The following is a 21,338-nucleotide window of genomic DNA, read 5'->3' as shown; positions in this document are numbered from 1 at the left end:
CCGCCGCCCCGCATTCATCGATTACTTTTTTGTCGGTAATTTATAGGATGACTAAGCGAATTGCAGTTGTGACAGGTGGAATGGGCGGTCTCGGCGAAGCGGTCAGCATCAGGTTGAACGACGCGGGCCACCGGGTAGTCGTCACGTATTCGCCGAACAACACCGGCGCCGACCGCTGGTTGACCGAGATGCACGCGGCCGGCCGCGAGTTCCATGCGTACCCGGTGGACGTGGCCGATCACGATTCGTGCCAGCAATGCATCGAGAAGATCGTGCAGGACGTCGGCCCGGTCGACATTCTGGTGAACAACGCGGGCATCACGCGCGACATGACGCTGCGCAAGCTCGACAAGGTGAACTGGGATGCCGTGATCCGCACGAACCTCGATTCCGTGTTCAACATGACGAAGCCTGTCTGCGAAAGCATGGTCGAGCGCGGCTGGGGGCGCATCGTCAACATCTCGTCGGTGAACGGCTCGAAGGGTTCGGTCGGCCAGACCAACTACGCGGCCGCGAAGGCCGGCATGCACGGTTTCACGAAATCGCTCGCGCTGGAAGTCGCGCGCAAGGGCGTGACGGTGAACACGGTGTCGCCGGGTTACCTCGCGACGAAGATGGTCACGGCGATCCCGCAGGACATCCTCGACACGAAGATCCTCCCGCAGATTCCGGCGGGCCGGCTCGGCAAGCCCGAGGAAGTCGCGGCGCTGGTCGCTTACCTGTGCTCGGAGGAGGCCGGCTTCGTGACGGGCTCCAACATCGCGATCAACGGCGGCCAGCACATGCACTGATGCGCGGCGGCCCGGGCGGCGTTCGCGCGCGTTTCGGGCCGCGTTCCGCACTATCCAGTGCCGGAGCGGCGCCAGGCATGCCGCTTCGGCCTCGCATTCCGGAGAAGGCATGGGTGACACCTGGATGGGACTCGCGATCGGCGGCTCGGCACTGGCCGTCGCGCTGACGATGGCGATCTCGCTCTACTGGCTCGAGCGGCGCCGCGCGCGGCTGCTGCGGAACTTCGATCATCGCGATTGCTGGGTTGTCGCGTACGGCAAGTGCTTCGCGCGCCGGCCGGCGAGGCGGGCGAGGTCGGCACGCCGCATGCGCGGCGCGCGTTGACGCTGGCGACGTCGTGCTGACGCGACGCCACGACTGACGAACGGTCACGCATCGCGCGCATGCAGTCGGTGATGCGCGCGATGCGCATCGTCAATTGCTCTTTTCGTTCTTTCCACCCGACTCGCCCGAGTCGTTCTTGTGGAAGATTCGCTTCGTCGTGCGCTTGGTGGCATCCCAGCCTTCGCGCGACGCATGTGCGACCCCGTGCCCGACCGTCTTTGCTGCGCTCGCGGTCGCGTGGCCGAAGCTGCGTGCAGCCTCGCCGGTCTTGTGCGCGGCTTCCTTCGAATCGCGCTTGATGTCCTGCTTCACTTCCGACATGTCCGCATGCGCGATCGGGCTGATCAGCGCCAGAACGAGCGCGGTACCAATGAACTGACGAACTTTCACGACCTGGTTTCCTTGAGTAAGCCTCTTCATCGAGGATTCGAATTGCCGGCGGGCGGCGGGGCAAACATGCCGCCCGCCGATGCGTCGAGCATCACCGCGGCGCGGCCGGACAGCAGCACGCGATCGCCGCAGCGCAGCGCGAAGCCGTACAGCACCGAACGGCCGTCGCCGCTCACGCGTTCCGCGTCGACGGTGAGCGGCTGGTCGAACGTGTCGAGCCGGTCGACGAACGCATCGACATTGCGCACGCTCGCCAGATAGCCGACGCGCGGACGTTCTTCGTGCGCACCGAGCAGCGCGCCGTGCACGGCCATCGCCTGCGCCGCGTATTCGATGCCGCAGACCGACGCGAGCCGGCCGTGCGAGCGCAGCGGGTTGTGCGGATCGCGGTGGCTCGTCGCCGTGCAGCGGATGCGTTCGGCGTCCCATGCATCGACCGTATCGAGCACGCACATCGTGCCGCCGTGCGGAATGTGCGCGGCGATCCACGCGTGGTCGAGCGGCGGTGTCAACGGGGGTGTCGCGGTCATCACGCGCGCTCCGCGAAGGCATCCGGCATTGCGATGTCGACCTGCACGCGCGAATCGGCGAGGTAGTCGAGCACGACGCGCGTCGAACGCCGCGCGGCGAGCGCATCGAGCAGCGGCAGCACGCGTGCGGCCGGATTGTCGGTGCGCAGTGCGTCGAGTTCGGGATTCGCGAGCGTCGTGGCGGGCGCGTCGGTGAGCTGCACGTCGATGCGGGCGAGCGAACGCTCGTTTGCTTCCGGCGCGAGCACGAGCGCGACGCCGAATGCGTCGTCGATCGGCCGCACCGTGCGCAGCGGTTCCGGATAGTCGGTGTCGTACGCGATCAGCAGGGTCGGCACGCGATCGACCGCGACCTGGCACAGGCTCTCGAGCAGGCCCGCGGCAAAGCTGCCGTCGTAAGCGCACAGTACGTTCGACGTCGCCATCGCGCGGGTCGCGATGCTCCAGTAACCGGCCGGCGCGTTGTGCACGGAGTTGTGGAAACGCGTCGGCGACAGCTGGCGGTCGTCGCCGGCGAGGGTTTCGCAGATCGCGTGGCAGTTCTGGCCGTCGCCGCCGGACGCGCTGAACACGGTCGCGAGCGTCGCCGCATCGCGTCCGCTGGCGGCGACCGCTTCGTGGCCGACCGCGAGCGCGACGCGCACGACGGGGCCCGTGCGGCGCCGTTCGGCCGACGGCAGGCCGGCCGGCGGCGGCAGCACGGTGCGTGCGTTCGCATAGGCCGCGCGGCCCGCGAGCACGTCGGCCGCGTGCGGCCAGTCGTTCAATCCCGGCCCGACGAGGCCGATGCTTTCGATGAAGGCGGTGAGCGTCATGTCGGGCCTCAACGGCGTACGTGGTCGGCGCGGCCGAGGATCAGGCTGCAATTCGTGCCGCCGAAGCCGAACGAATTGGAAAGCACGGCGCGCACGCGCGTAGCGCGGCTCGCAAGCACGTAGTCGGCGGCGAGCGCCGGGTCGGGTTGCGTCGTGTTGACGCCGGCCGGCACGAACTGCTCGCGCAGCGCGAGCGCGGCGACGATCGCTTCGAGCGCGCCCGCCGCGCCGAGCGTGTGGCCGGTCGCGCCCTTCGTCGAGCTGCACGGCGTGCTCGCGAACAGCGCGCCGACCGCGCGGCTTTCGGCCGCGTCGTTGCTCGGCGTCGCGGTGCCGTGCAGGTTCACGTAGTCGATGTCGTTCGCGCCGAGGCCGGCGGACGCGAGCGCCTGTTCGATCGCGACGCGCGCGCCGAGTCCGTCCGGATGCGGTGACGACATGTGGTGCGCGTCGCTCGATTCGCCGATGCCAAGCAGCAGGATCGCGTTGCCGTCGAGCGCGGCGAGCGGGTCGGGCACGCGTTCGACGAGCGCGAACGCGGCCGCCTCGCCGATCGAGATGCCGTCGCGCGCGACGTCGAACGGCCGGCACGGCCGGCGCGACAGCAGTTCGAGCGAATTGAAGCCGTACAGCGTCGTCAGGCACAGCGAATCGACGCCGCCGACGACGGCCGCGTCGATCAACCCGGCTTCGATCATGCGGCGCGCGGAGCCGAACACCTTCGCGCCGGATGAACACGCCGACGAGATCGCCATCGCCGGCCCGCGCAGCGCGAAATACTCGCGCACGAACGCAGCCGGCGAATACGGGTTGTGCGTGTGTGCGTAGCGGAAGTCGGCAGGCAGCGCGCCGCTCGCCGGGTCGCGGCGCTGGTACGCGCGTTCGGTCTCGAGGATGCCGGCCGTGCTGGTGCCGACGAACACGCCGACGCGCGCCGCGCCGTAGCGCGCCACCGCCGCCGCGACGCGTGCGTCGAAGCCGTCCTGCGTGAGGGCGAGCTGCGCGAGGCGGTTGTTGCGGCACTCGAAGTCGGCGAGGTCCGCGCACACGGGTTGCGCATCGACGCCGTCCACCGCGCCGATCCACGTGCCAAGATCCGCGCGCTCGAAGTTGCACGGCACGAGCCCGCCGCGGGCATCGCGCAGCGCGTCGAGGGTCGCATCGAGGCCGCGGCCGATGCAGCTGGTGGCGGTGAAGTGCGAGAGCAGGAGAGGTTTCACGAGGGTCGCATCCGGTGGCCGGAACGGGCGCCGCAGCAGGGCTGGCGGGCGCGCCGTTCGAAGTCAGATTTTATCAAACGGGGGTGCCGGAACGCCCGGCTGGCCGGGCGGTTCGGGCGCAAGCGCCGCGCGCAACGTGATCCAGTGCAGTTGCGCATCGGCGGCCGCGCGCAGCACCGCTTGCAGTACGTCGAGCACGACCGGTTCGCCGCGCGCGTCACGTGCCGCGTGACCGTCGTGCACGAGCAGGATGTCGCGCGGTGCGAGGTCGTGCAGCAGGCGGCGCGTGACGGTCGCGGCGTCGCGCGCGCGCGTGTCGAAGCCGCGCCGCGTCCAGCTCGCAAGCTGCAGGCCGAGTTCGCACAGCACCGGTTCGAGAAACGGATTGCGCAGGCCGGCCGGTGCGCGGAAGAACTGCGGGCGCGTGCCGGCAATCTCGGTCAGTGTCTGCTGCGCGGCCGCGATCTCGCGCCGCAGCGCGGCGGGCCCCGACAGCGAGAACGTATGCCGGTGCCGCTGGCTGTGGTTCTCGACCGCGTGACCGCGCGCGACGATCGCCTCGATCCACCGCGGATGACGGCGCGCGAGATCGCCGATGCAGAAGAACGTCGCGCGCGCGTCGTAACGGTCGAGCAGGTCGAGTACGCGCGGCGTGACGTCCGGGTCCGGGCCGTCGTCGATCGTCAGCGCGATCCGGCGGCCGGCGCTGGCCGGCAGGCGCGTCCAGTTCGGGCCGAGCAGCGTGCTGCGCGGCCACAGGCCGGCCGCCGTCAGCGCGAGATGCGACGCGACCACGCCGCCGACGGCCCACGGCCACGCGGCCGGCTGCGCGACGACGGCGGCGGCCGCGCCCGCGTGCAGCGCGGCCGCGCCCGCGATCAGCGGCGTCGGCTTCCAGCGGTGTACGTCGGACTGGCCGGGCTGGCGCGGCGGAACGGATGACGGCGCGTTCATGCCGTACCCCGTTGACGACGATCGCCGGCCGCCGCGGCGCGCGGCGCGAGTATCGCCGCGAACGCGAGCGCGAGCATCGCGCCGGGGCCGACGGTCAGCCCGAAGGTTTCGAGCAGCGGCACGCGCGACAGCGCCAGCAGCCCGAAGCCGGCGACCGTCGCGAGGTTCGCGACCAGCAGCGACACGAGCGTGTACGGCGTGACGGGCTGCGCATCGTCGCGCTTGCAGAAGAACAGCGCGTAGTTCGAGCCGACTGCGACGATCAGCAGCATGCCGACGAGGTGCAGGATCGTCAGCTGCACGCCGGCGAGCGCGAAGCCGGCCGTCACGACCAGCACGGCTGCGACGAGCGGCGCGAGCGCGCGCACGGCACGGCGCGGCGAACGCAGCGCGATCAGCAACAGCACGGCAATCGCCGCGAAACCCGCGAGCGACAGCCGGATGTCCTCGTGCACGTAGCTCACGTACAGGCGATCGGCTTCGGCCTTCATGTCGACGAACAGCGCATCGGGTACGCCCGCGCGTGCGACGGCCGCGCGTATCGGCGTTGCGTCGAGCCCCGGCGCCGATTGCGCTGCGCGTGCGGTGTCCGGCGCGCGCAGCGGCAGCATCGCGCTCCAGCGGCCGTCGCGTTCGGTCAGCAGCGCATTGACCGCGAGCGCCATCGACGTGCCGCGCAAGTCCGTGCGCGTCAGCAGCGGCGCGTGGCGCGCGGCATCGACATCGGCGATGAATGGTGCGAACAGGTCGGGCTTCACGGCGATCGGTTGATTTGCGACGGCGTCGCGCAGCCGTGCGGCGAGCACATCCGCATCCGGCAGGCTCGCCTGGCGCGCGCGCTGCGCGGCGTCGCTCGGCAGGTAGCGCGCGGGGCTTTCGAAACCCGCGAGCGCGCCCTGGTCGACGAGCGGCTGCAGTTGTGCTGCGACCTGTTCCGCGCGCTCGAGCGCGGCCTGCTCGGTCGGCGCGGAAATCACGACGAGGTAGCGCACGTCGGGCGCGCCGACATCGGCGCGCAGCCGCGCGTCGAGCGCCTGCGCATGCGCCGGCACGGGGCTGAGCGCGGCGAGCTCGCGGCTCCACAGGCCGTCGCGATGCAGCACGAGCGTCGCGCACGCGGCGACCACGAGCACCGCGAGCGGCCAGCGCAGCCGCGGCGCGGCGTCGGCCGCACGTGCGAGCACGGCGCCGACGCGCGACACGTCGCGGATCGCGACATGCTCGCCGCGCAGGTGCGGCAGCACGAAGCGCGTGACGAGCGCGGCGGCCGTCAGCCCGACGATCGAATACAGGCCGAGCTGCACGAGGCCCGGGAATCCGGAGAACAGCATCGACGCGAAACCGCATACGGACGTCAGCACGCCGAGCCGGATCGTCGGCCAGTACGCGGCGAGCCATGCGCGCGTCGCGTCGGCCGGGCGCGTGGTGCCGCGCGTGCCGGCCTGCGCCGATTGCACGAACAGGTAGATCGAATAGTCGACGGCTTCGCCGATCAGCGTCGTGCCGAAGCCGAGCGTCAGCCCGTGGACCGTGCCGAACGCGACGCTGACCGCCGCGATCCCGGCCGCGACGCCCGTCAGCACCGGCAGCAACCCGAGCGCGAGCGTGCGCGGCGAACGGTACAGCGTCAGCAGCAGCGCGACGATCAGCACGACGCTCGCCGTCGACAGCCGCTCGACGTCATGGCGGATCGTGTCGCGCATGTCGACCGAGAACACGCCGGGGCCCGTCATCGCGAGCGTGCTCGCGGCCGCGTTCGGCACGGCCTGCGTCGCGGCGGCGAATGCGCGGCGCACCGTGTCGATCGCGCGCGCCTGCGCATCGGTATCGGAGCCGGCCGCGGCCGTCTGCACGACGAGCACCGCGCGCGTGCCGTCGCGCGATGCCCACACGCCGTCTCGGCTCGCCGGTTGCGCCGCGCTGTCGAGCTGGTCGACGAGCGCGGCGACTTCGCCGGTCGGGTCGCGCGGCAGCATCGCCTTGGCCATGAGGCCGGCCGACGAGCTCAGCAGGTCGAGGCTGTCGCCGAGCGCCTGGTGCAGGCCGTCGGCGCTGAAGCGCTGCGGCGTGACGGCCGGGCTCAGCAGGTAGCGGTGATCGAAGATGAACTGCCGGTCGTGCGCGTCGTTCGCCGCTTCGCCGTTGTGAACCGCCGCGAACTGCGGATCGGTGCGCAGCGTGCCGGCGATGCGCCGCGACAGCGCGGCGCGCGTGCCTGTATCGCCGCCGTCGATTGCGACGAGGATCAGCCGCGACACGATGCCGTCGCGCAACTGGTCGACGAGCACGCGCTGCCCGGCACTCGGCGAGCTTGGCAGGAACGCGGACAGGTCGGCCGTGAAGTGCGCGCGGCCGATCGCGACACCGCACGCGACGAGCGCGAGCAGCCACACGAGCACCGCGCGCTGCCGCAACGCGTGCAGGCGGTGGCTGACGAGCGAGGGCCGGATGCGTTCGTCCATCAGTTCGGGTTCGCCGGAACGGGTTGCAGGCGCATCACCGAATGATCGCCGTCGGCCTGCCGGATCGCGACGCTGCGCAACATGTCGCGCGTGCCGTCGAGCGTGATCGTGCTGACGACCTTCAGCATCCGCGAGTCGAGCGGCGTGAGCGTCAGCGTCCAGTCGTCGCCGCGCCCGGCGAGTGCGACCTTGTAGATCTGCTCAAGCGCGAAGCGGTTGCCGGCGAGCGTCGCGCGGATGCTGTCGATGAACGCGCCGAGTTCCGGATAGCGCGCGAGCGCGAGCGTGTACTTGCGGTTGTTGCGCTCGACGGTGAGCATGTCGCCGTCGACGACGAGGTGCTCGGGCTTCGGGCTCAGCGTGTGCTTTTCCAGATGATCGGGCGCGACGAACACGAGTTCGCCGGACGATTCGACCGGCTGCGTGGCAATCGACAGGTACTTCGTCTCGGTGAACGTCGCACGCCCCGACTTGTGCTGCGCGAGCGTCGACATCAGCCGGTCGAGGTTCCAGGCCGAACCCGTGTCGGCCGCTTGCGCGGGCGCGGCCAGCGCGATCGCGGCGGCGGTTGCGGTTGCGGCGGCGGCGAGCGTACGGACGGTGCGACCAAGCGCGGGCGCAAACGGGAGCAGGAAGCGGCGAACGGCGGTCATGCGTCGGAATCCCTCGTGGCGGACAGGTCGGCGGCGGCGCGGCGCGCGGTGGCGGCAGCGTCTCCGACTTGCCAGAAATCGAAATAGTTGAACCAGTTGTACGGCGCCGCGCGGCAGTACTTGTCGAGCAGCGCGACGTAGCGCGCGAGTGCCGCGTCGACAGCCGCCGCGCGTGCGTCGCGCCGCACATCGGAGAAATCGGCGAGCGTCTCGAAGTGCACGTCGTAGCGATTGCCGTCGCGATAGAGGCCCGTCATGAAGATCACCGGGCGTCGCAGCATCGCGGCCATGTAGAGCGGCCCGAGCGGGAACGCGGCGGGCGCGCCGAGCAGCGGCAGCCGCCGCAGCGACGTAGCCGCATCGTCGAGCAGCGTGCGGTCGGCGAGCATCCCGATCATGCAGTTGGCGTCGAGGCGCTCGCGCACCTTCAGCATCGAGTCGACCTGCCCGAGCGGAATCACTTCCGGCTTCGCGGCCGGATTCACCGCGGCGAGCGTCGCGTTGATCTTGCGCGCGTTCTTCTCGTACATCGTGACGACGACGCGCAGGTCCGGGTGCGTGCGGCCGATCGCACGCACGACCTCGAAGCTGCCGAGGTGCGCGCCCATCAGGAACGCGCCGCGTCCGCCCGCGAGCGCATCGTCGACGAGCGTTTCGCCGTGCAGCCGGATGTCGAACAGGTCGAAGCGCCCGTTCATCAGGTAGACGCGGTCGTGGATCGTCGCCGCGAACGTGAACACGTGCCGGTACACGTCGCGCCAGCGCGCGGGGCGGCCGAGCACGCGGTGCAGGTAGTCGCGCGACGCCGCGCATGCGACCGGCGAGAACAGCACGAAATACGTCGCGATCAGGTGCAGCACGATGCGTGCGCGCTGCCGGCCGAAGCGCAGCGAGATCCACGTCATCGTGCGCAGCAATCCCGCGTTGCTGCGCTCCTGGCGTTCGGCCCACGCGGTGCGCTTCATGGTTGTGCCCCGTCCTGCGCGGCCGGCGGCGCGGACAGCACGCCGGTCGCGACATCGCGCGACCCGGCGCGCAGCGTGAAGCGGATCGCACCGCTGGCTGCGGCGTCGAACGCGAGATCGAGCGGTTCGCCCGGTGCGACCGGGCTGAGGAATTTCGCGGAACCGAGCCGCCACGCGTGCAGCGGGCGGTTCAGCGCCGCGCCGATCGCATGGATCGCGTGATCGAGCAGCACGACGCCCGGCACGACCGGATGGTCGGGAAAGTGGCCGGGCAGCGCCGGATGGTCGGCGGGAATCGTGAACGCGAGCGCGGGCGTGTCGGCTGCGCCGCGTGCGGCCATCGGCGCGGTCGCGGCACGCGCGTGTCGTGCAACGAGCGCGGCCAGCACGTCGCGCGGCAGCTTGCCCGTTTCGTTGCGCGGCAGCGCATCGACGAACACGAGCGGGCGCGGCATGAACGCAGGATCGATCCGCTCGCGCAGCGCGCGCTGCAGGTCGGCGGCCGCGAGCGTCGGCGCGACGACGAGCGCGACGAGGCGCGTGACCGGTTCGAGGCTCGCGTCGCCGTGCGCCGGTGCGGTTTCGTCGGGCATGAAGAACACGCCGTCGACCACCTCCGGAATCGCGTTGAGCTGGTGGTTCAGGTACGCGAGCGACGTGCGCTTGCCGGCGATGTTGACGAGGTCCGCTTTGCGGCCGTGCAGCAGGAAGCGGCCGTCGCCGAGCAGTTCGAGCGCATCGCCCATCGGCACGGGCGCCTCGACGTGCCCGCCCGACACCCACACGGTCGGCCCGCCGTCGTCGCCCGCGCCGTCGCTTGCCGGCTCGTCGCGCGCGTCGAGCCGGATGCCCGGGAACAGCGCCCACGCCGCGCCCTGCGATGTGCGGCGGGTCGCGATCTGGCCCGTCTCGGTGCTGCCGTAGATCTCGACGAGCGGCGCGTCGAGCGCGGCCTCGGCTTCGCATGCGAGCTTCTCCGACAGCGGCGCGGTGGCCGACAGCACGAGCGCCGCGCGCGGCAGCGCGTGGCCGGCCGACAGCAGCGCGCGCAGGTGGATCGGCGACGTGACGAGCACGCGCGGCTGCGGGATCGAATCGAGTTCGTCGCGAATGTCGACCGGGTAGAACGGCTGGCGATTGCTGAACGCGAGGCCGCCGATCAGTGCGAGCAGCACCGTCGACTCGAAGCCGTACATGTGCTGCGCGGGCACCGTGCCGATCAGCGTGGCCGCGCGGCCGTCGAGCAGCCCGAGGCGGTCGGCCGCCGCGCGCACGCAGCCGACCAGGAAGCCCCAGGTCTTGCGGTGCGGCACCGGCGCGCCGGTCGAGCCGGACGTGAACACATACGCCATGATCCGCGCCGCATCGATCTGCGGCACCGCGAACGGCGCATCGTCGGCGAGGTCGCCGGGGGCGGCATCGGGGTACGCGAAGCGCGGCAGGTCGATCGCGCAGTCGGGCGCGTCGTGCAGGCAGAACGCGTCGGGCGCGAACGACGCGAGCTGGCGGACCATTTCCGGCGTGTGCGTCGACGGCAGCAGGCTGACCTTGCCGGCGACGAGCGCCGCGCACAGGCTGACCGCGAAGCGGTAGCGGTCGCGGCACACGTTGAACACGTGGCCGCCGGCGGGCAGTGCCGCCGCGACGCGCGCGATGTCGGCGACGAACGCGCGCACGGTGACGGGCGCACCGTCGCGCCAGGCGATCGTCTGGTCCGGCGAGGAATGGAATACCAGCGGGTAAGTCGGCATAAATCGGTAAAAACGGGAGCGAAGGCCGGCGCGGTCGCGCACCGGCCGTGAATTCATCGTGACGCCTGCGACGCGTGGGTTGTCGCACGATACGCGCGCACCGCGTCGACCATTCGCGACCGCGGCTCGTGCGGCAGCGCGAAGCGCCGGCACGCATGCTCGGCGGCGAACATCACGGCGACGAGCGGCAGCGACAGGTAGTTTGCGAACGTCGACCACGTGACGATCGGCGCGGTCGCGAACAGCAGCGTCGACACGGCGGCGATCGCGACGAAGAACAGTGTCCAAGCAAGCGTGATCTGCTGCGTATAGCGCGCGACGGCCGGCGTGACCGCGCCGTGGATCATCGCCGCGAAGCGCGTGCACAGCGGCACCTCGCCGGCCGCGAGCGTGCGGCCGAACAGCAGCGCCATCGCGACGTTGAAGCTCGCGTGTTCCAGATACAGGCCCCATTCGAAGTGCTGCGCGAGCGGCGCGCGCGCGGCCCACAGCGCGGCGGCGGCGAGCAGCCACGCCGGCACGAACCATGCGCGATGCGGTGAGCGCAGCGCCACGCCGAGCGCGAGCAGCAGCGGCGGCACGAGCGCCATCGCGAGGCCGACGCCGTGCGCGCCGGGCGTCGCGACCGCGTAGTGCGCGCCGGCCTGGTAGGCCGCCACGGCGCCGACCGCGGCGACGCCGCGCACGACGGGCAGCAGCCGGCTCATCGGCGGCCTCCGGGCGCACGGCGCGCGCATCCGCGTCCGGCCGCCGCTGCGGTGCAGCGGCTGACGGGCGGACAAACCGGAACGGAGCGGAAGGACGGATGCGGCATGGCTGGAGACATCGGGCGGAGCGTAGCCGGACGCGGTGGTCGGGCGGTCAAACATCATATGAATGGCGGCCGGGACGCGGGTCCGGGCCGGTGGTCGGGCACGCTCATTTTAGGGCCGCGGTACGGCGTGTTCGGGGTGGGCGCGTGCGGGTTTTGTAACCGATTGTATGGCACCGGACGAACGGTTTCGCGGGGTCGGCCCATTTCCATCCAAAGCGGCTCAAGCGTCTCCTGCGTTCGCGTCCCGAAACGGGCCGCGGCGCCGGCTCGCCAGTCTGTAACCATTCCCGGTATACGACCCGATACCCATCGTCTAGAATCCGCGTAACTTTTACCAACGATCCCCAAATAACGCAGGCGGGGAAGCCGGCAGACGCTGGAGGGACGGAGATTTGCACGCGCCGGGCGTGCACGACGGTTGCCGTTTCCGGGCGCCTCCCGCTGCCATGGGCCGCCTGCCCGCACGCATGATGAACGCACTGGAACAAGAGCTCGCCACGCTGATCATCGGCGAACTGAATCTCGAAGACGTCCCGCTCGAAACAGTGACGGACGAGACCCCGCTGTATGGCGAAGGTTTCGGGCTCGACTCCATCGACATCCTGGAAATCGCGCTGCTGATCTCGAAGAAATACGGCTTCGAACTGCGCTCGGACAATCCGGATAACCAGAAGATCTTTGCGACGCTCGGCGCGCTGGCCGCGTACGTCGCCGCGCATCGCACGAAGTGACGGCGTCGCGCACGGGCGTGACGCGCAGGTGAAGACGGCACGCGGCGGCGATCGGCAGACGATGCGCCGCCGCGTCGATCAAGGTGGAACGCGATGAACGGAGCAATTCGATGCGGGCGCTCGTGACGGGCGGCAGCGGCGCACTCGGGCAGGCGATCTGCACGGCGCTCGCGCAGGCCGGCCATGAAGTGTGGGTCCATGCGAACCGCCATCTCGCGCAGGCGGAGGCCGTCGCGCAGCAGATCGTCGCGGCTGGCGGCACCGCGCGCGCGATCGCGTTCGACGTGACCGACGCCGATGCGACGCTTGCGGCGCTGGCGCCGCTCGCCGACGAGTCACCGGTGCAGATTCTCGTCAACAACGCGGGCATTCACGACGACGCGCCGATGGCCGGCATGTCGCGCCAGCAGTGGCACAGCGTGATCGACGTGACGCTCAACGGTTTTTTCAACGTCACGCAACCGCTGCTGCTGCCGATGATCCGCACGCGGCGCGGGCGGATCGTCAACATCGCGTCGGTGGCCGGCGTGACCGGCAATCGCGGGCAGGTCAATTACGCGGCCGCGAAGGCGGGGCTGATCGGCGCGACCAAGTCGCTGTCGCTGGAGCTCGCGTCGCGCGGCATCACCGTGAACGCGGTCGCACCCGGCATCATCGAATCGCCGATGGCCGAACAGGCGTTTCCCGCCGAACGGATCAAGCAGCTCGTGCCCGCGCAGCGCGCGGGCCGGCCCGACGAAGTCGCGGCGATGGTCGCGTATCTGGTGTCCGACGCCGCGGCCTATGTGACGGGGCAGGTGATGTCCGTCAACGGCGGGCTCGCATGACGAAACGCGCGGCGTCGGCCTGACGTCACGCAACGCAATGCTGGCCGCGATGTCGCGCGGCCTGCGCCGCATAGTGAGGAAATCGAAGTGTCCGTGCATCCAGTCGACGCCGAACGGCGCCCGCGTTCCCTGTCGTCAGCCACCGCGCCCGTCGCGCGCGGGCAGGCGGCGGCCGGATCGGACGCATTGCGATCGGGCGCGCCGCTCGCGCACGGCGGCGACCGCGCACTGCGGCTCGTCCAGATGAGTCATGCGCGGCTCGCCGCGTCGCTGCGCGATGCGCGCGTGCGTGGCGCAGGATTCGATTGCGCGTTTCCAGGCGCGTTGGGCGCGGTGTGTATCGGCGCGGCCGGGTTGCGGGACGAATCGTACGCAGAATCGCAGGCTGAAACGCGCGCCGATGCGGCAGCGCGGATGCTGGCCGATGCCGCGCCCGATCTGCCGGTTGCGCCGGTGCAGATGGCGCTGCTCGGCGCCGGCGTCGCACCGGACGATGCCGTCTGCGAAATCTGGCAATGCAATGCGCGCGACCTGCGCAGCGAACGGCGCGGCGGGCTGCACTATCGCTACAGCGAAGCGGCGGGGCTCGTGTTCGGCAGCATCGTCGTGCAGGAAACGCCCGGCGCGCAGCGCGACGGCGGCACGCCGCTCGAACGTGCGACGCACGATGCATACCGCGCGCTGTTCGACGTGCTCGATACGCTCGGCATGCCGCATCCGCTGCGCATCTGGAACACCGTGCCGGCGATCAATGCCGTGCAGTTCGGGATCGAACGCTATCGTCAGTTCAATATCGGCCGCCAGCACGCCTTCGACGCGTGCCGCCGCGCACTGACGGGCGGCGTGCCGGCCGCGTGCGCGCTCGGCTCGGTCGTGCCGGTCGCGGGCGACGCGTCGCCGGACGCGCCGCTCGCGATCCATTTCCTCGCGAGCCGCACGCCGGCCGATCCGGTCGAGAACCCGCGCCAGGTCAGCGCGTATCACTATCCGGCGCAGTACGGCCCGCGGGCGCCGACGTTCGCGCGTGCAGCCGCCTGGGCGGATCGCGGCACCGCGCCGGTGCTGTTCGTATCGGGCACCGCGAGCATCGTCGGGCACCGCACCGTGCATCACGGCGACGTCGTCGCGCAAACGCGCGAGACGGTCGCGAACCTCGCGGCCGTGCTCGAGCAGGCTGCGCGGCAGGGGCATGGCCCGTTCTCGCTCGCCGACCTGAGCTATCGCGTCTATGTGCGTGATGCCGGCGATGCCGCGGCGCTTGCCGGGGTCGAGCGCGTGCTGCGCGATGCGGCCGGCCCCGGCGTGCGGCCGCTGTTCGTCCATGCGGACGTATGCCGCGACGACCTGCTGGTCGAGATCGAAGCCAGCGCGGGGCACGCAGTGGAGTGGCTGTCATGAAGCGGGAGAACCTCACGATCCGGCAACCGGCGGGTGTCGACGAAACCTGCCGCCAGTCGCCGGCAAGTCATAAACTTTTGTCAGGATCCCCGTCTTCGCATTCGGCCGTTCCCATGTCCAAGCTGCACGCCTCATCCACCCATCTCGTGCTGATTCCGAGCTACAACCCGGGCGCCAAGGTCGACACGACCGTGCGCAACGCCCGCGCGCAGTGGAATCCGGTATGGGTCGTCGTCGACGGCAGTACCGACGGCAGCGCCGAGCGGCTGCAGGCGATGGCCGAGGACGATCCCGGGTTGCGCGTGATCGTGCTGCCGGAGAACCGCGGCAAGGGCGCCGCGGTGCTCGCGGGGCTCGACGCGGCTGCCGCGAGCGGCTTCACGCACGTGCTGACGATGGATTCCGACGGCCAGCATCCGGCCGACCTGATTCCCGCTTTCATGGCCGCGTCGCAGGCCGCGCCCGATGCGATGGTGCTCGGCGTGCCGAAGTTCGACGCGAGCGCACCGCAGTTGCGCGTGCAGGGGCGCCGGCTGTCGAACGCATGGGCCGACCTCGAGACGTTGTGGGCCGGGATCGGCGATTCGCTGTACGGCTTTCGCGTCTATCCGGTCGCGCCGCTCGCCGCGATCATGCGGCGCCAGCCGTGGATGCGCGGCTTCGACTTCGATCCGGAAGCGGCCGTGCGGCTGTGCTGGGCCGGCGTGCGTCCGATCCGCATCGACGCGCCGGTGCGCTACTTCGGTCAGCACGAGGGCGGCGTGTCGCATTTCCACTACGGCCGCGACAACGCGCTGCTCGCATGGATGCACCTGCGGCTTTTCATCGGTTTCGCGGTGCGGCTGCCGATGCTGGTCGCGCGGCGGCTGACGCGCCGCCGCGACCAGGCGGCCTGAGCGGCGCGCCCGTTTTCCATCCCGATCGTCGCCCGCTCGCGGGCGATTGCGCCGTTTTTGTTCGTCAATTCCGCCGAAAATCGCCGCTTCGTACCAATCCTATGAGTAATGAAGGTGTCATGGGATGTAAACATCTGGTAATTTTCTGCCGGATTATGCAAAATCGCCGCTCCCAAATACAACTATCGAGGGATCCGGGATGCAACTCAAGAAAGCGGTGGCAGCGTGTGGCGTGGCGTTTCTGTTGAGCGCGTGCGGCGGGGTACAGAGCCTCGACGCGAACAGCCTGACGTCGGCGGGGACGAACCTGTACAAGGCAGCGACGCTGTCGGATGCAGACATCGCCGCGCTGTCGAACGACTCGTGCAAGTCCAGCGACGCCGAATCGAAGATCGCGCCGGCGAACAGCGCGTATTCGAAGCGTCTGACGAAGGTGATGAAGGGCTTCGGCGACATGACGCTGAACGGCCAGAAGATCAACTACAAGGTCTACATGACCAAGGACGTCAACGCGTGGGCGATGGGCAACGGCTGCGTGCGCGTGTACAGCGGCCTGATGGACATGATGAATGACGACGAGCTGCGCGGCGTGATCGGCCATGAAATGGGCCACGTCGCACTGGGTCACTCGAAGAAGGCGATGCAGACGGCGTACGCGGTGAGCGCGGCGCGCAGCGCGGCCGGCGCGGCATCGCCGGGCGTGGCGGCGCTGTCGAGCTCGCAGCTCGGCGACATCACCGAGAAGTTCATCAACGCGCAGTTCTCGCAGACGCAGGAAAGCGCGGCGGACGACTACTCGTTCGACCTGATGAAGCAGAAGGGCATGACCCAGAAGGGCCTCGTCACCGGATTCCAGAAGCTCGCGAAGCTCGATGGCGGCCAGAGCTCGATGATGAGTTCGCACCCGTCGTCGGCGAGCCGTGCGCAGCACATCGAGGATCGCATCGCGAAGGGCAGCTGATCGCGCAGCCGATCGCCGGCCAGCGCCGGCGATCGGCAGGCGAAAAGAAAAACCCCACGCTCTTCCGAGCGTGGGGTTTTGTTTTTTTGGGGTGCGCGCCGCTTACGGCACCATCCCCGGCAACACGTACGCCTGCACGAGCGTGATCAACCCGACGATCACTGCGAACAGCAGGCTGTGCCGCACCGTGAAGCGGAACAACTCCGACTCCTTGCCGACGAGGCCCGTCGCCGCGCACGCGACCGCGATCGACTGCGGCGAGATCATCTTCGCGGTCACGCCGCCCGTCGTGTTCGCGGCGACCGCGAGTGTCTCGGGCACGCCGAGCTGATGGGCCGTGGCCTGCTGCAGCGAGCAGAAGAGGGCGTTCGACGACGTGTCCGAGCCGGTCAGGAACACGCCGAGCCAGCCGAGGAACGGCGAGAAGAACGGGAACGCGGCGCCGGTCGCGGCCAGCATCAGCGCGAGCGTCGACGACATCCCCGAGTAGTTCGCGACGAACGCGAACGCGAGCACGAGGCCGATCGACAGGATCGGGCGCGTCAGCTCCTTCAGCGTTTCGCCGAACGTGACGAGCGCGTCGCGCGGCTTCATCCGCAACAGGACCATCGAGATCAGCGCGGTCACGAGGATCGCGCTGCCGACTGCCGACACGAGATCGATCTTCAGCACGGCTTCGAGCGCCTTCGGCGTCGCGGCGATCGGCGTGGTCTTCACGACGAGTTGGTCGAGCCCCGCCACGTGAAACTTCAGCACGGTCGACGCGAGCGCGCCGTGCGCGGCGAACAGCGCCTTGAACGGTGCGATGCTCCACACGGTGACGACGGCCGTCAGGATCAGGAACGGCGACCACGCGCGCACGGTATGCACGAGCGTGTACGGCGAAGCCTGCCGGCTCGTGCCCGTGCCGAAGCCGCCCGCGCCGAACCCGGCCAGCGCCGCGCCGCCACCGGACGCGACGATACCGCCGGCCGGCTGCTGCGCGGTGCGCGGCTGCCACACCTTCAGGAATGCCGCGAGCGCGACGAGGCTGACGAGCGACGACGTGATGTCCGGCAGCTCGGGCCCGATGTGGTTCGACGTGAAGTATTGCGTGACCGCGAAGCTGCCGCCCGCGACGAGCGCGGCCGGCCAGGTCTGCCGCACGCCGCGCAGCCCGTCCATCATGAACACGAGCCAGAACGGCACCGCGAGCGACAGCAGCGGCAGCTGGCGGCCGGCCATCGCGCCGATGTGGAACGGGTCGATGCCCGTCACCTGCCCGGCGACAATGATCGGGATGCCCATCGCGCCGAACGCGACCGGCGCAGTGTTCGCGATCAGGCACAGCCCGGCCGCGTGCAGCGGCTTGAAACCGAGGCCGACGAGCAGCGCGGCCGTGATCGCGACGGGCGCGCCGAAGCCGGCCGCGCCTTCGAGGAATGCGCCGAACGAGAAGCCGATCAGCAGCATCTGCAGGCGCTGGTCGTCGGTGATCGACAGCACGGACGCGCGGATGACGTCGAACTGGCCGGTCTTCACGACGATCTTGTACAGGAACACGGCCGCGACGATGATCCACGCGATCGGCCACAGGCCATATGCGAAGCCGAAGGCGGCCGCCGCGAGCGCCTGCGGCACGGGCATTCCGTACGCGAGGATCGCGACGCCGAGCGCCAGCAGCAGCGTGACCGCGGCCGCGACGTGGCCTTTCATCCGCAGCGCGGCCAGCGCGACGAAAAAGAAGATGATCGGGATCGCGGCGACGAACGCCGACAGCCCGAGGCTGCCGAGCGGGGTGTAGATCTGATGCCAAACCTGCATGGGTGTCTCCTCCATCTGTGTCTGTATCTCTATGGGTACTGGCGGGAAAGCCGGGGTGCTATTCGGGCTGGCCGCGTGCGCGCAGCAGGTCGGACAGGCTGCGCGGCGCCGGTTCGAGCGGCGTGCGGTGCTGCGTCCAGCCCATCTGTTTCGCGGGCGTCAGCGCGCGCAGGCGCGTTGCGGTCCAGCGGAACGCGCGGTACGCGCGCGGATGCGCGAACGCGCCGGACCAGAAGCGCCACACGAGGTCTTCCGCGCGGTTGTAGTTCGCGCCCTGGCCGCGCAGCGGATGCGCGACGGGTTCGTCGGGCTTGCGGTTCGCCTCGGTGCGCAGCCGCACGAGCAGTTGCGGGATCGGGATCCGCACCGGGCACACCTCGCCGCATGCGCCGCACAGCGTCGACGCAGTCGGCAGGTCGGCCGTCGCGTCGAGACCGAGCAGGTGCGGCGAGATGATCTTGCCGATCGGCCCCGGGTAGGTCGTCCCGTAGGCGTGGCCACCGATGCGCGTATAGACGGGGCAGTGGTTCATGCATGCGCCGCAGCGGATGCACTGCAGCGTCGTGCGCAGTTGTTCGTCCGCGTAGGCCTGCGTGCGCCCGTTGTCGAGCAGCACGAGATGCAGTTCGCGCGGGCCGTCGCGCTCGCCGTCTCGGCGCGGGCCCGAGATCAGGTTGAAGTAGGTCGTGATTGCCTGGCCGGTGGCCGAGCGCGTGAGCAGGCTCGACAGCGGCACGATGTGCTCGAGCTTCTCGACGACCTTCTCGATCCCCATGATCGCGATGTGCGTGTCGGGCACCGTTGTCGACAGGCGGCCGTTGCCTTCGTTCTCGACGAGCCACAGCGTGCCCGTGTCGGCCGCCGCGAAGTTCACGCCGGACAGGCCGATGTCCGCGTCGGCGAACGCGCGGCGCAGCGCGCGCCGGCCGGTCTGGATCAGCTCGTCGACGTCCTCCGTGTAGCGCGTGCCGGGGATGTGTTTCTCGAACAAGCCGGCGATGTCGCCGCGCGTCTTGTGGATCGCCGGCATCACGATATGCGACGGCTTCTCGCCCGCGAGTTGCACGATGAATTCGCCCATGTCGGACTCGATGCAGTCGACGCCGTGATCCGCGAGGTAATGGTTGAGCTCGATTTCCTCGCTCGCCATCGACTTGCCCTTGATCACGCGACGCGCCTTCTTCGCCTGCGCGATGCCGAGCACGATCGCGTTCGCGTCGGCGGCCGTCTCGGCCCAGTGCACGTGCACGCCGGCTTCGGCGAGCTTCGCCTCGAGCCGTTCGAGCAGCGTGGGCAATTGCGCGAGCGCGTGCTGGCGCACGGCTTCGCCGAGATCGCGCAACTGCTGCAGCTCGGTGTCGTCGGGGAATTGCGTCGCGCGCTTGCCCTGCAGGAAATCCATCGCGCCGCGAAAGCTCTGGCGCAGTGCGGGATCGTCGAGCGCGGCGCGCGCGCGGGCCTTGAAGTCGCCGGGGGCGACGAATTGCAGCGTGTGGTCGCTCATCGCGGCAGCTCCTCGCAAGCGGTTGCGGCCGGCCGGGTGGCCATGACGTTGGCAGCCGGATCGGTGACGATCACGACCCACAGGCGGCGCGGGCCATGCGCGCCATAGGCGAGCGTCTGCTGGATGTCGGACGTCTTCGACGGCCCCGACACCAGCACGAGGTTGGTCGGCATGCCGGCGTGCCAGCGCTCCGCGTGCACGGCTGCGTGCAGGTCCGCATGCAGCGTGCTCGCGTGGACGAGCGCGACATGCAGCGGCGGCACCAGCGACACCGTGCGCGGCGTGCCGGCATCGGGTGCGAGCACGACGGTGCCGGTCGCCGCGATGCCCGAGCGTGCGACGGTGAAGCCCGCGTCGATCGTGTCGAACAGTTCGGTCTTCCACGCATCGATCGGCCGGTCGAACGGCACGGGCGCGACCGCGTCGGGCAGCGCGCGGGCGAGCGCCGCGGATTCGGCGCGGGCCGGGTCGAGCAGCAGGCGGCGCACGCCGGCGTCGGCGAGGCGCGCGGCAAGCTGAGCGGGCCATTCGTCGTCGGCCGCGCACCAGACCTCCGCGTGCGATGCGGCGAGCGCGGCCTGCATCGCCTGTGCGAGTGCGTGCGGATCGCGCGCGGCCGATGCGCGGCGCGTGTCGTAATGCGTGTCGATGCGTGCGTCGAGCGCGGGGGCGGCCGTCGCGGCGACACCCGGGGCGGCGGCGCGCAGGCGCGCGAGAATCGCGGCGCGCGCGCTCATCGCTTGTCTCCGCGCAGCGACGCGGCGCCGGCCGTGCGCCGCCACAGGAAGCTTGCGAGATGCTCGACCGGCAGCGGCGCGCCGGCCTTGGTCGCAGCGTGGCCGATGTTCAGCAGGCAGCCGCAGTCCGCGGACACGAGCCGGTCGCAGCCGGTCGCGCAGGCCGACGCGACCTTGTCGCGCACCATCGCGCCGGAGATGTCGGGATGCTTCAGCGAGAACGTGCCGCCGAAGCCGCAGCATTCGGATTCGCGTTCGTGTTCGATCCGTGTCACGCCCGGCAGCGCGTCGACGAGCGCGACGCCGTGCACGCGCGTGCCCATCTCGCGGCGCGCCGCGCACGACGTGTGCAGCACGACGCGCTCGTCGGGTCCGGCATTTGCCGCGGCTGCGTCGAGTTGCACGTCGAGCACATGGACGAGGAATTCGGCGAGTTCGTAGGTTCGGTCCGCGATCGCGCGCGCCTTCGGGCCGTTCACCGGATCGTCCGCGAACAGTGCCGGCCAATGGTGACGGATCATGCCCGCGCAGGAGCCGGACGGCACGATCACGGGCCACGGTTCGGCGAACAGGCCGAGTTGCGCGGCCGCGACGCGGCGCGCTTCGTCGGGATTGCCGCTGCTGTAGGCCGGCTGCCCGCAGCAGCTCTGGCCGCGCGGATAGTGGACGGTCAGGCCTTCGCGCTCCAGCAGGCGGACCGCGTCGAGCCCCGCTTCAGGGACGAACAGGTCGACCAGGCAGGTCGCGAACAGATAGACGTGCGCGGCGGCGGCGGCGGGGTACTGCCTTTCGTTCATGTCTCGCTCCAGTG

At 70.3% G+C, this 21,338-nt stretch carries 21 protein-coding genes; 7 read left to right on the top strand and 14 right to left on the bottom strand.

Annotated features, from left to right (window positions below; all coding sequences use genetic code 11):
* Positions 1-47 precede the first annotated feature (47 nt).
* Together phbB and R9B84_RS14450 are read left to right on the top strand one after the other, a co-directional pair.
* Positions 48-791: an acetoacetyl-CoA reductase gene (gene phbB / locus R9B84_RS14455; RefSeq protein WP_423758454.1), complete on the top strand. Its 744-nt coding sequence runs from the start codon at positions 48-50 to the stop codon at positions 789-791.
* Positions 792-900: 109 nt separating this feature from the next.
* Complete coding sequence (locus R9B84_RS14450) at positions 901-1,116, top strand: hypothetical protein (RefSeq protein ID WP_423758453.1); 216 nt, start codon at positions 901-903, stop codon at positions 1,114-1,116.
* 90 nt (positions 1,117-1,206) lie between these two features.
* On the opposite strand, the gene R9B84_RS14445 is transcribed toward R9B84_RS14450, so the two are convergent.
* The 10 genes from R9B84_RS14445 to R9B84_RS14400 all read right to left on the bottom strand — a co-directional run bounded on the left by R9B84_RS14445 (position 1,207) and on the right by R9B84_RS14400 (position 11,563).
* Positions 1,207-1,536 carry a hypothetical protein gene (locus tag R9B84_RS14445; RefSeq protein ID WP_423758452.1) on the bottom strand — a complete coding sequence of 110 codons (330 nt, stop codon included), beginning with the start codon at positions 1,534-1,536 and terminating at the stop codon, positions 1,207-1,209.
* Positions 1,533-2,036: a hotdog family protein gene (locus R9B84_RS14440; protein WP_423758451.1), complete on the bottom strand. Its 504-nt coding sequence runs from the start codon at positions 2,034-2,036 to the stop codon at positions 1,533-1,535. Before R9B84_RS14440 ends, R9B84_RS14445 begins: the two co-directional genes overlap by 4 nt.
* Positions 2,036-2,851, bottom strand: a complete 816-nt coding sequence (locus tag R9B84_RS14435) for a beta-ketoacyl synthase chain length factor (RefSeq protein WP_423758450.1) — start codon at positions 2,849-2,851, stop codon at positions 2,036-2,038. Before R9B84_RS14435 ends, R9B84_RS14440 begins: the two co-directional genes overlap by 1 nt.
* 8 nt (positions 2,852-2,859) lie before the next feature.
* Positions 2,860-4,071, bottom strand: coding sequence for a beta-ketoacyl-[acyl-carrier-protein] synthase family protein (locus R9B84_RS14430; RefSeq protein ID WP_423758449.1), 1,212 nt, complete (start codon positions 4,069-4,071; stop codon positions 2,860-2,862).
* Positions 4,072-4,134: 63 nt separating this feature from the next.
* Positions 4,135-5,025 (bottom strand): polysaccharide deacetylase family protein, encoded by an 891-nt coding sequence (locus tag R9B84_RS14425; protein WP_423758448.1) that lies wholly within the window; start codon positions 5,023-5,025, stop codon positions 4,135-4,137.
* Positions 5,022-7,487, bottom strand: a complete 2,466-nt coding sequence (locus R9B84_RS14420) for an MMPL family transporter (protein ID WP_423758447.1) — start codon at positions 7,485-7,487, stop codon at positions 5,022-5,024. Before R9B84_RS14420 ends, R9B84_RS14425 begins: the two co-directional genes overlap by 4 nt.
* Positions 7,487-8,140 (bottom strand): outer membrane lipoprotein carrier protein LolA, encoded by a 654-nt coding sequence (locus R9B84_RS14415; RefSeq protein WP_423758446.1) that lies wholly within the window; start codon positions 8,138-8,140, stop codon positions 7,487-7,489. The genes R9B84_RS14420 and R9B84_RS14415 overlap by 1 nt, the downstream gene beginning before the upstream one ends.
* Positions 8,137-9,105 (bottom strand): acyl-CoA synthetase, encoded by a 969-nt coding sequence (locus R9B84_RS14410; RefSeq protein WP_423758445.1) that lies wholly within the window; start codon positions 9,103-9,105, stop codon positions 8,137-8,139. Before R9B84_RS14410 ends, R9B84_RS14415 begins: the two co-directional genes overlap by 4 nt.
* Complete coding sequence (locus R9B84_RS14405; protein WP_423758444.1) at positions 9,102-10,856, bottom strand: AMP-binding protein; 1,755 nt, start codon at positions 10,854-10,856, stop codon at positions 9,102-9,104. The genes R9B84_RS14410 and R9B84_RS14405 overlap by 4 nt, the downstream gene beginning before the upstream one ends.
* Before the next feature lie 53 nt (positions 10,857-10,909).
* Complete coding sequence (locus tag R9B84_RS14400) at positions 10,910-11,563, bottom strand: hypothetical protein (protein ID WP_423758443.1); 654 nt, start codon at positions 11,561-11,563, stop codon at positions 10,910-10,912.
* 553 nt (positions 11,564-12,116) lie between these two features.
* Here R9B84_RS14400 and R9B84_RS14395 point away from each other — a divergent pair.
* The 5 genes from R9B84_RS14395 to R9B84_RS14375 all read left to right on the top strand — a co-directional run bounded on the left by R9B84_RS14395 (position 12,117) and on the right by R9B84_RS14375 (position 16,483).
* Positions 12,117-12,401 (top strand): phosphopantetheine-binding protein, encoded by a 285-nt coding sequence (locus R9B84_RS14395; protein WP_082146036.1) that lies wholly within the window; start codon positions 12,117-12,119, stop codon positions 12,399-12,401.
* Between the two features lie 110 nt (positions 12,402-12,511).
* Entirely contained in the window at positions 12,512-13,228 is a 717-nt protein-coding gene (gene fabG, locus R9B84_RS14390; RefSeq protein WP_047901066.1) for a 3-oxoacyl-ACP reductase FabG, read from the top strand.
* 87 nt (positions 13,229-13,315) lie between these two features.
* The gene (locus R9B84_RS14385) at positions 13,316-14,626 is read left to right on the top strand and encodes an endoribonuclease L-PSP (protein ID WP_423758442.1); all 1,311 of its coding nucleotides are present in this window, start codon (positions 13,316-13,318) and stop codon (positions 14,624-14,626) included.
* A gap of 113 nt (positions 14,627-14,739) precedes the next feature.
* Positions 14,740-15,522, top strand: coding sequence for a glycosyltransferase family 2 protein (locus tag R9B84_RS14380; protein ID WP_423758441.1), 783 nt, complete (start codon positions 14,740-14,742; stop codon positions 15,520-15,522).
* A gap of 199 nt (positions 15,523-15,721) precedes the next feature.
* A complete protein-coding gene (locus tag R9B84_RS14375; RefSeq protein ID WP_423758440.1) occupies positions 15,722-16,483 on the top strand; it encodes a M48 family metalloprotease in 762 nt (253 codons plus the stop codon).
* A gap of 102 nt (positions 16,484-16,585) precedes the next feature.
* Here R9B84_RS14375 and R9B84_RS14370 read toward each other — a convergent pair whose 3' ends face one another.
* Genes R9B84_RS14370 through R9B84_RS14355 form a run of 4 tightly spaced genes read right to left on the bottom strand, consistent with a single transcriptional unit; the run spans position 16,586 to position 21,324 of the window.
* Positions 16,586-18,286 (bottom strand): lactate permease LctP family transporter, encoded by a 1,701-nt coding sequence (locus R9B84_RS14370; protein ID WP_423758439.1) that lies wholly within the window; start codon positions 18,284-18,286, stop codon positions 16,586-16,588.
* A gap of 58 nt (positions 18,287-18,344) precedes the next feature.
* On the bottom strand, positions 18,345-19,790 hold the full coding sequence (locus R9B84_RS14365; protein WP_423758438.1) for a LutB/LldF family L-lactate oxidation iron-sulfur protein: 1,446 nt from the start codon (positions 19,788-19,790) through the stop codon (positions 18,345-18,347).
* Positions 19,787-20,527 (bottom strand): LutC/YkgG family protein, encoded by a 741-nt coding sequence (locus R9B84_RS14360; protein ID WP_423758437.1) that lies wholly within the window; start codon positions 20,525-20,527, stop codon positions 19,787-19,789. The genes R9B84_RS14365 and R9B84_RS14360 overlap by 4 nt, the downstream gene beginning before the upstream one ends.
* On the bottom strand, positions 20,524-21,324 hold the full coding sequence (locus R9B84_RS14355) for a (Fe-S)-binding protein (protein ID WP_423758436.1): 801 nt from the start codon (positions 21,322-21,324) through the stop codon (positions 20,524-20,526). The genes R9B84_RS14360 and R9B84_RS14355 overlap by 4 nt, the downstream gene beginning before the upstream one ends.
* Positions 21,325-21,338 lie beyond the last annotated feature (14 nt).

The organism is Burkholderia sp. NLJ2 (genome assembly GCF_049487195.1).
In the GTDB taxonomy this organism is placed as follows: domain Bacteria; phylum Pseudomonadota; class Gammaproteobacteria; order Burkholderiales; family Burkholderiaceae; genus Burkholderia; species Burkholderia pyrrocinia.
The sequence above is the reverse complement of the archived record's forward strand: the minus strand, read 5'-3'. Positions and strand labels throughout refer to the sequence as shown.

What these genes read in the sequence shown, in the direction of transcription:
- phbB (WP_423758454.1), top strand. Translation starts at nt 48, where the DNA reads ATGACTAAGCGAATTGCAGTTGTGACAGGTGGAATGGGCGGTCTCGGC.
- R9B84_RS14450 (WP_423758453.1), top strand. Translation starts at nt 901, where the DNA reads ATGGGTGACACCTGGATGGGACTCGCGATCGGCGGCTCGGCACTGGCC.
- R9B84_RS14445 (WP_423758452.1), bottom strand. Translation starts at nt 1,536, where the DNA reads ATGAAGAGGCTTACTCAAGGAAACCAGGTCGTGAAAGTTCGTCAGTTC.
- R9B84_RS14440 (WP_423758451.1), bottom strand. Translation starts at nt 2,036, where the DNA reads ATGACCGCGACACCCCCGTTGACACCGCCGCTCGACCACGCGTGGATC.
- R9B84_RS14435 (WP_423758450.1), bottom strand. Translation starts at nt 2,851, where the DNA reads ATGACGCTCACCGCCTTCATCGAAAGCATCGGCCTCGTCGGGCCGGGA.
- R9B84_RS14425 (WP_423758448.1), bottom strand. Translation starts at nt 5,025, where the DNA reads ATGAACGCGCCGTCATCCGTTCCGCCGCGCCAGCCCGGCCAGTCCGAC.
- R9B84_RS14420 (WP_423758447.1), bottom strand. Translation starts at nt 7,487, where the DNA reads ATGGACGAACGCATCCGGCCCTCGCTCGTCAGCCACCGCCTGCACGCG.
- R9B84_RS14415 (WP_423758446.1), bottom strand. Translation starts at nt 8,140, where the DNA reads ATGACCGCCGTTCGCCGCTTCCTGCTCCCGTTTGCGCCCGCGCTTGGT.
- R9B84_RS14410 (WP_423758445.1), bottom strand. Translation starts at nt 9,105, where the DNA reads ATGAAGCGCACCGCGTGGGCCGAACGCCAGGAGCGCAGCAACGCGGGA.
- R9B84_RS14405 (WP_423758444.1), bottom strand. Translation starts at nt 10,856, where the DNA reads ATGCCGACTTACCCGCTGGTATTCCATTCCTCGCCGGACCAGACGATC.
- R9B84_RS14400 (WP_423758443.1), bottom strand. Translation starts at nt 11,563, where the DNA reads ATGAGCCGGCTGCTGCCCGTCGTGCGCGGCGTCGCCGCGGTCGGCGCC.
- R9B84_RS14395 (WP_082146036.1), top strand. Translation starts at nt 12,117, where the DNA reads ATGGGCCGCCTGCCCGCACGCATGATGAACGCACTGGAACAAGAGCTC.
- fabG (WP_047901066.1), top strand. Translation starts at nt 12,512, where the DNA reads ATGCGGGCGCTCGTGACGGGCGGCAGCGGCGCACTCGGGCAGGCGATC.
- R9B84_RS14380 (WP_423758441.1), top strand. Translation starts at nt 14,740, where the DNA reads ATGTCCAAGCTGCACGCCTCATCCACCCATCTCGTGCTGATTCCGAGC.
- R9B84_RS14375 (WP_423758440.1), top strand. Translation starts at nt 15,722, where the DNA reads ATGCAACTCAAGAAAGCGGTGGCAGCGTGTGGCGTGGCGTTTCTGTTG.
- R9B84_RS14370 (WP_423758439.1), bottom strand. Translation starts at nt 18,286, where the DNA reads ATGCAGGTTTGGCATCAGATCTACACCCCGCTCGGCAGCCTCGGGCTG.
- R9B84_RS14365 (WP_423758438.1), bottom strand. Translation starts at nt 19,790, where the DNA reads ATGAGCGACCACACGCTGCAATTCGTCGCCCCCGGCGACTTCAAGGCC.
- R9B84_RS14360 (WP_423758437.1), bottom strand. Translation starts at nt 20,527, where the DNA reads ATGAGCGCGCGCGCCGCGATTCTCGCGCGCCTGCGCGCCGCCGCCCCG.
- R9B84_RS14355 (WP_423758436.1), bottom strand. Translation starts at nt 21,324, where the DNA reads ATGAACGAAAGGCAGTACCCCGCCGCCGCCGCCGCGCACGTCTATCTG.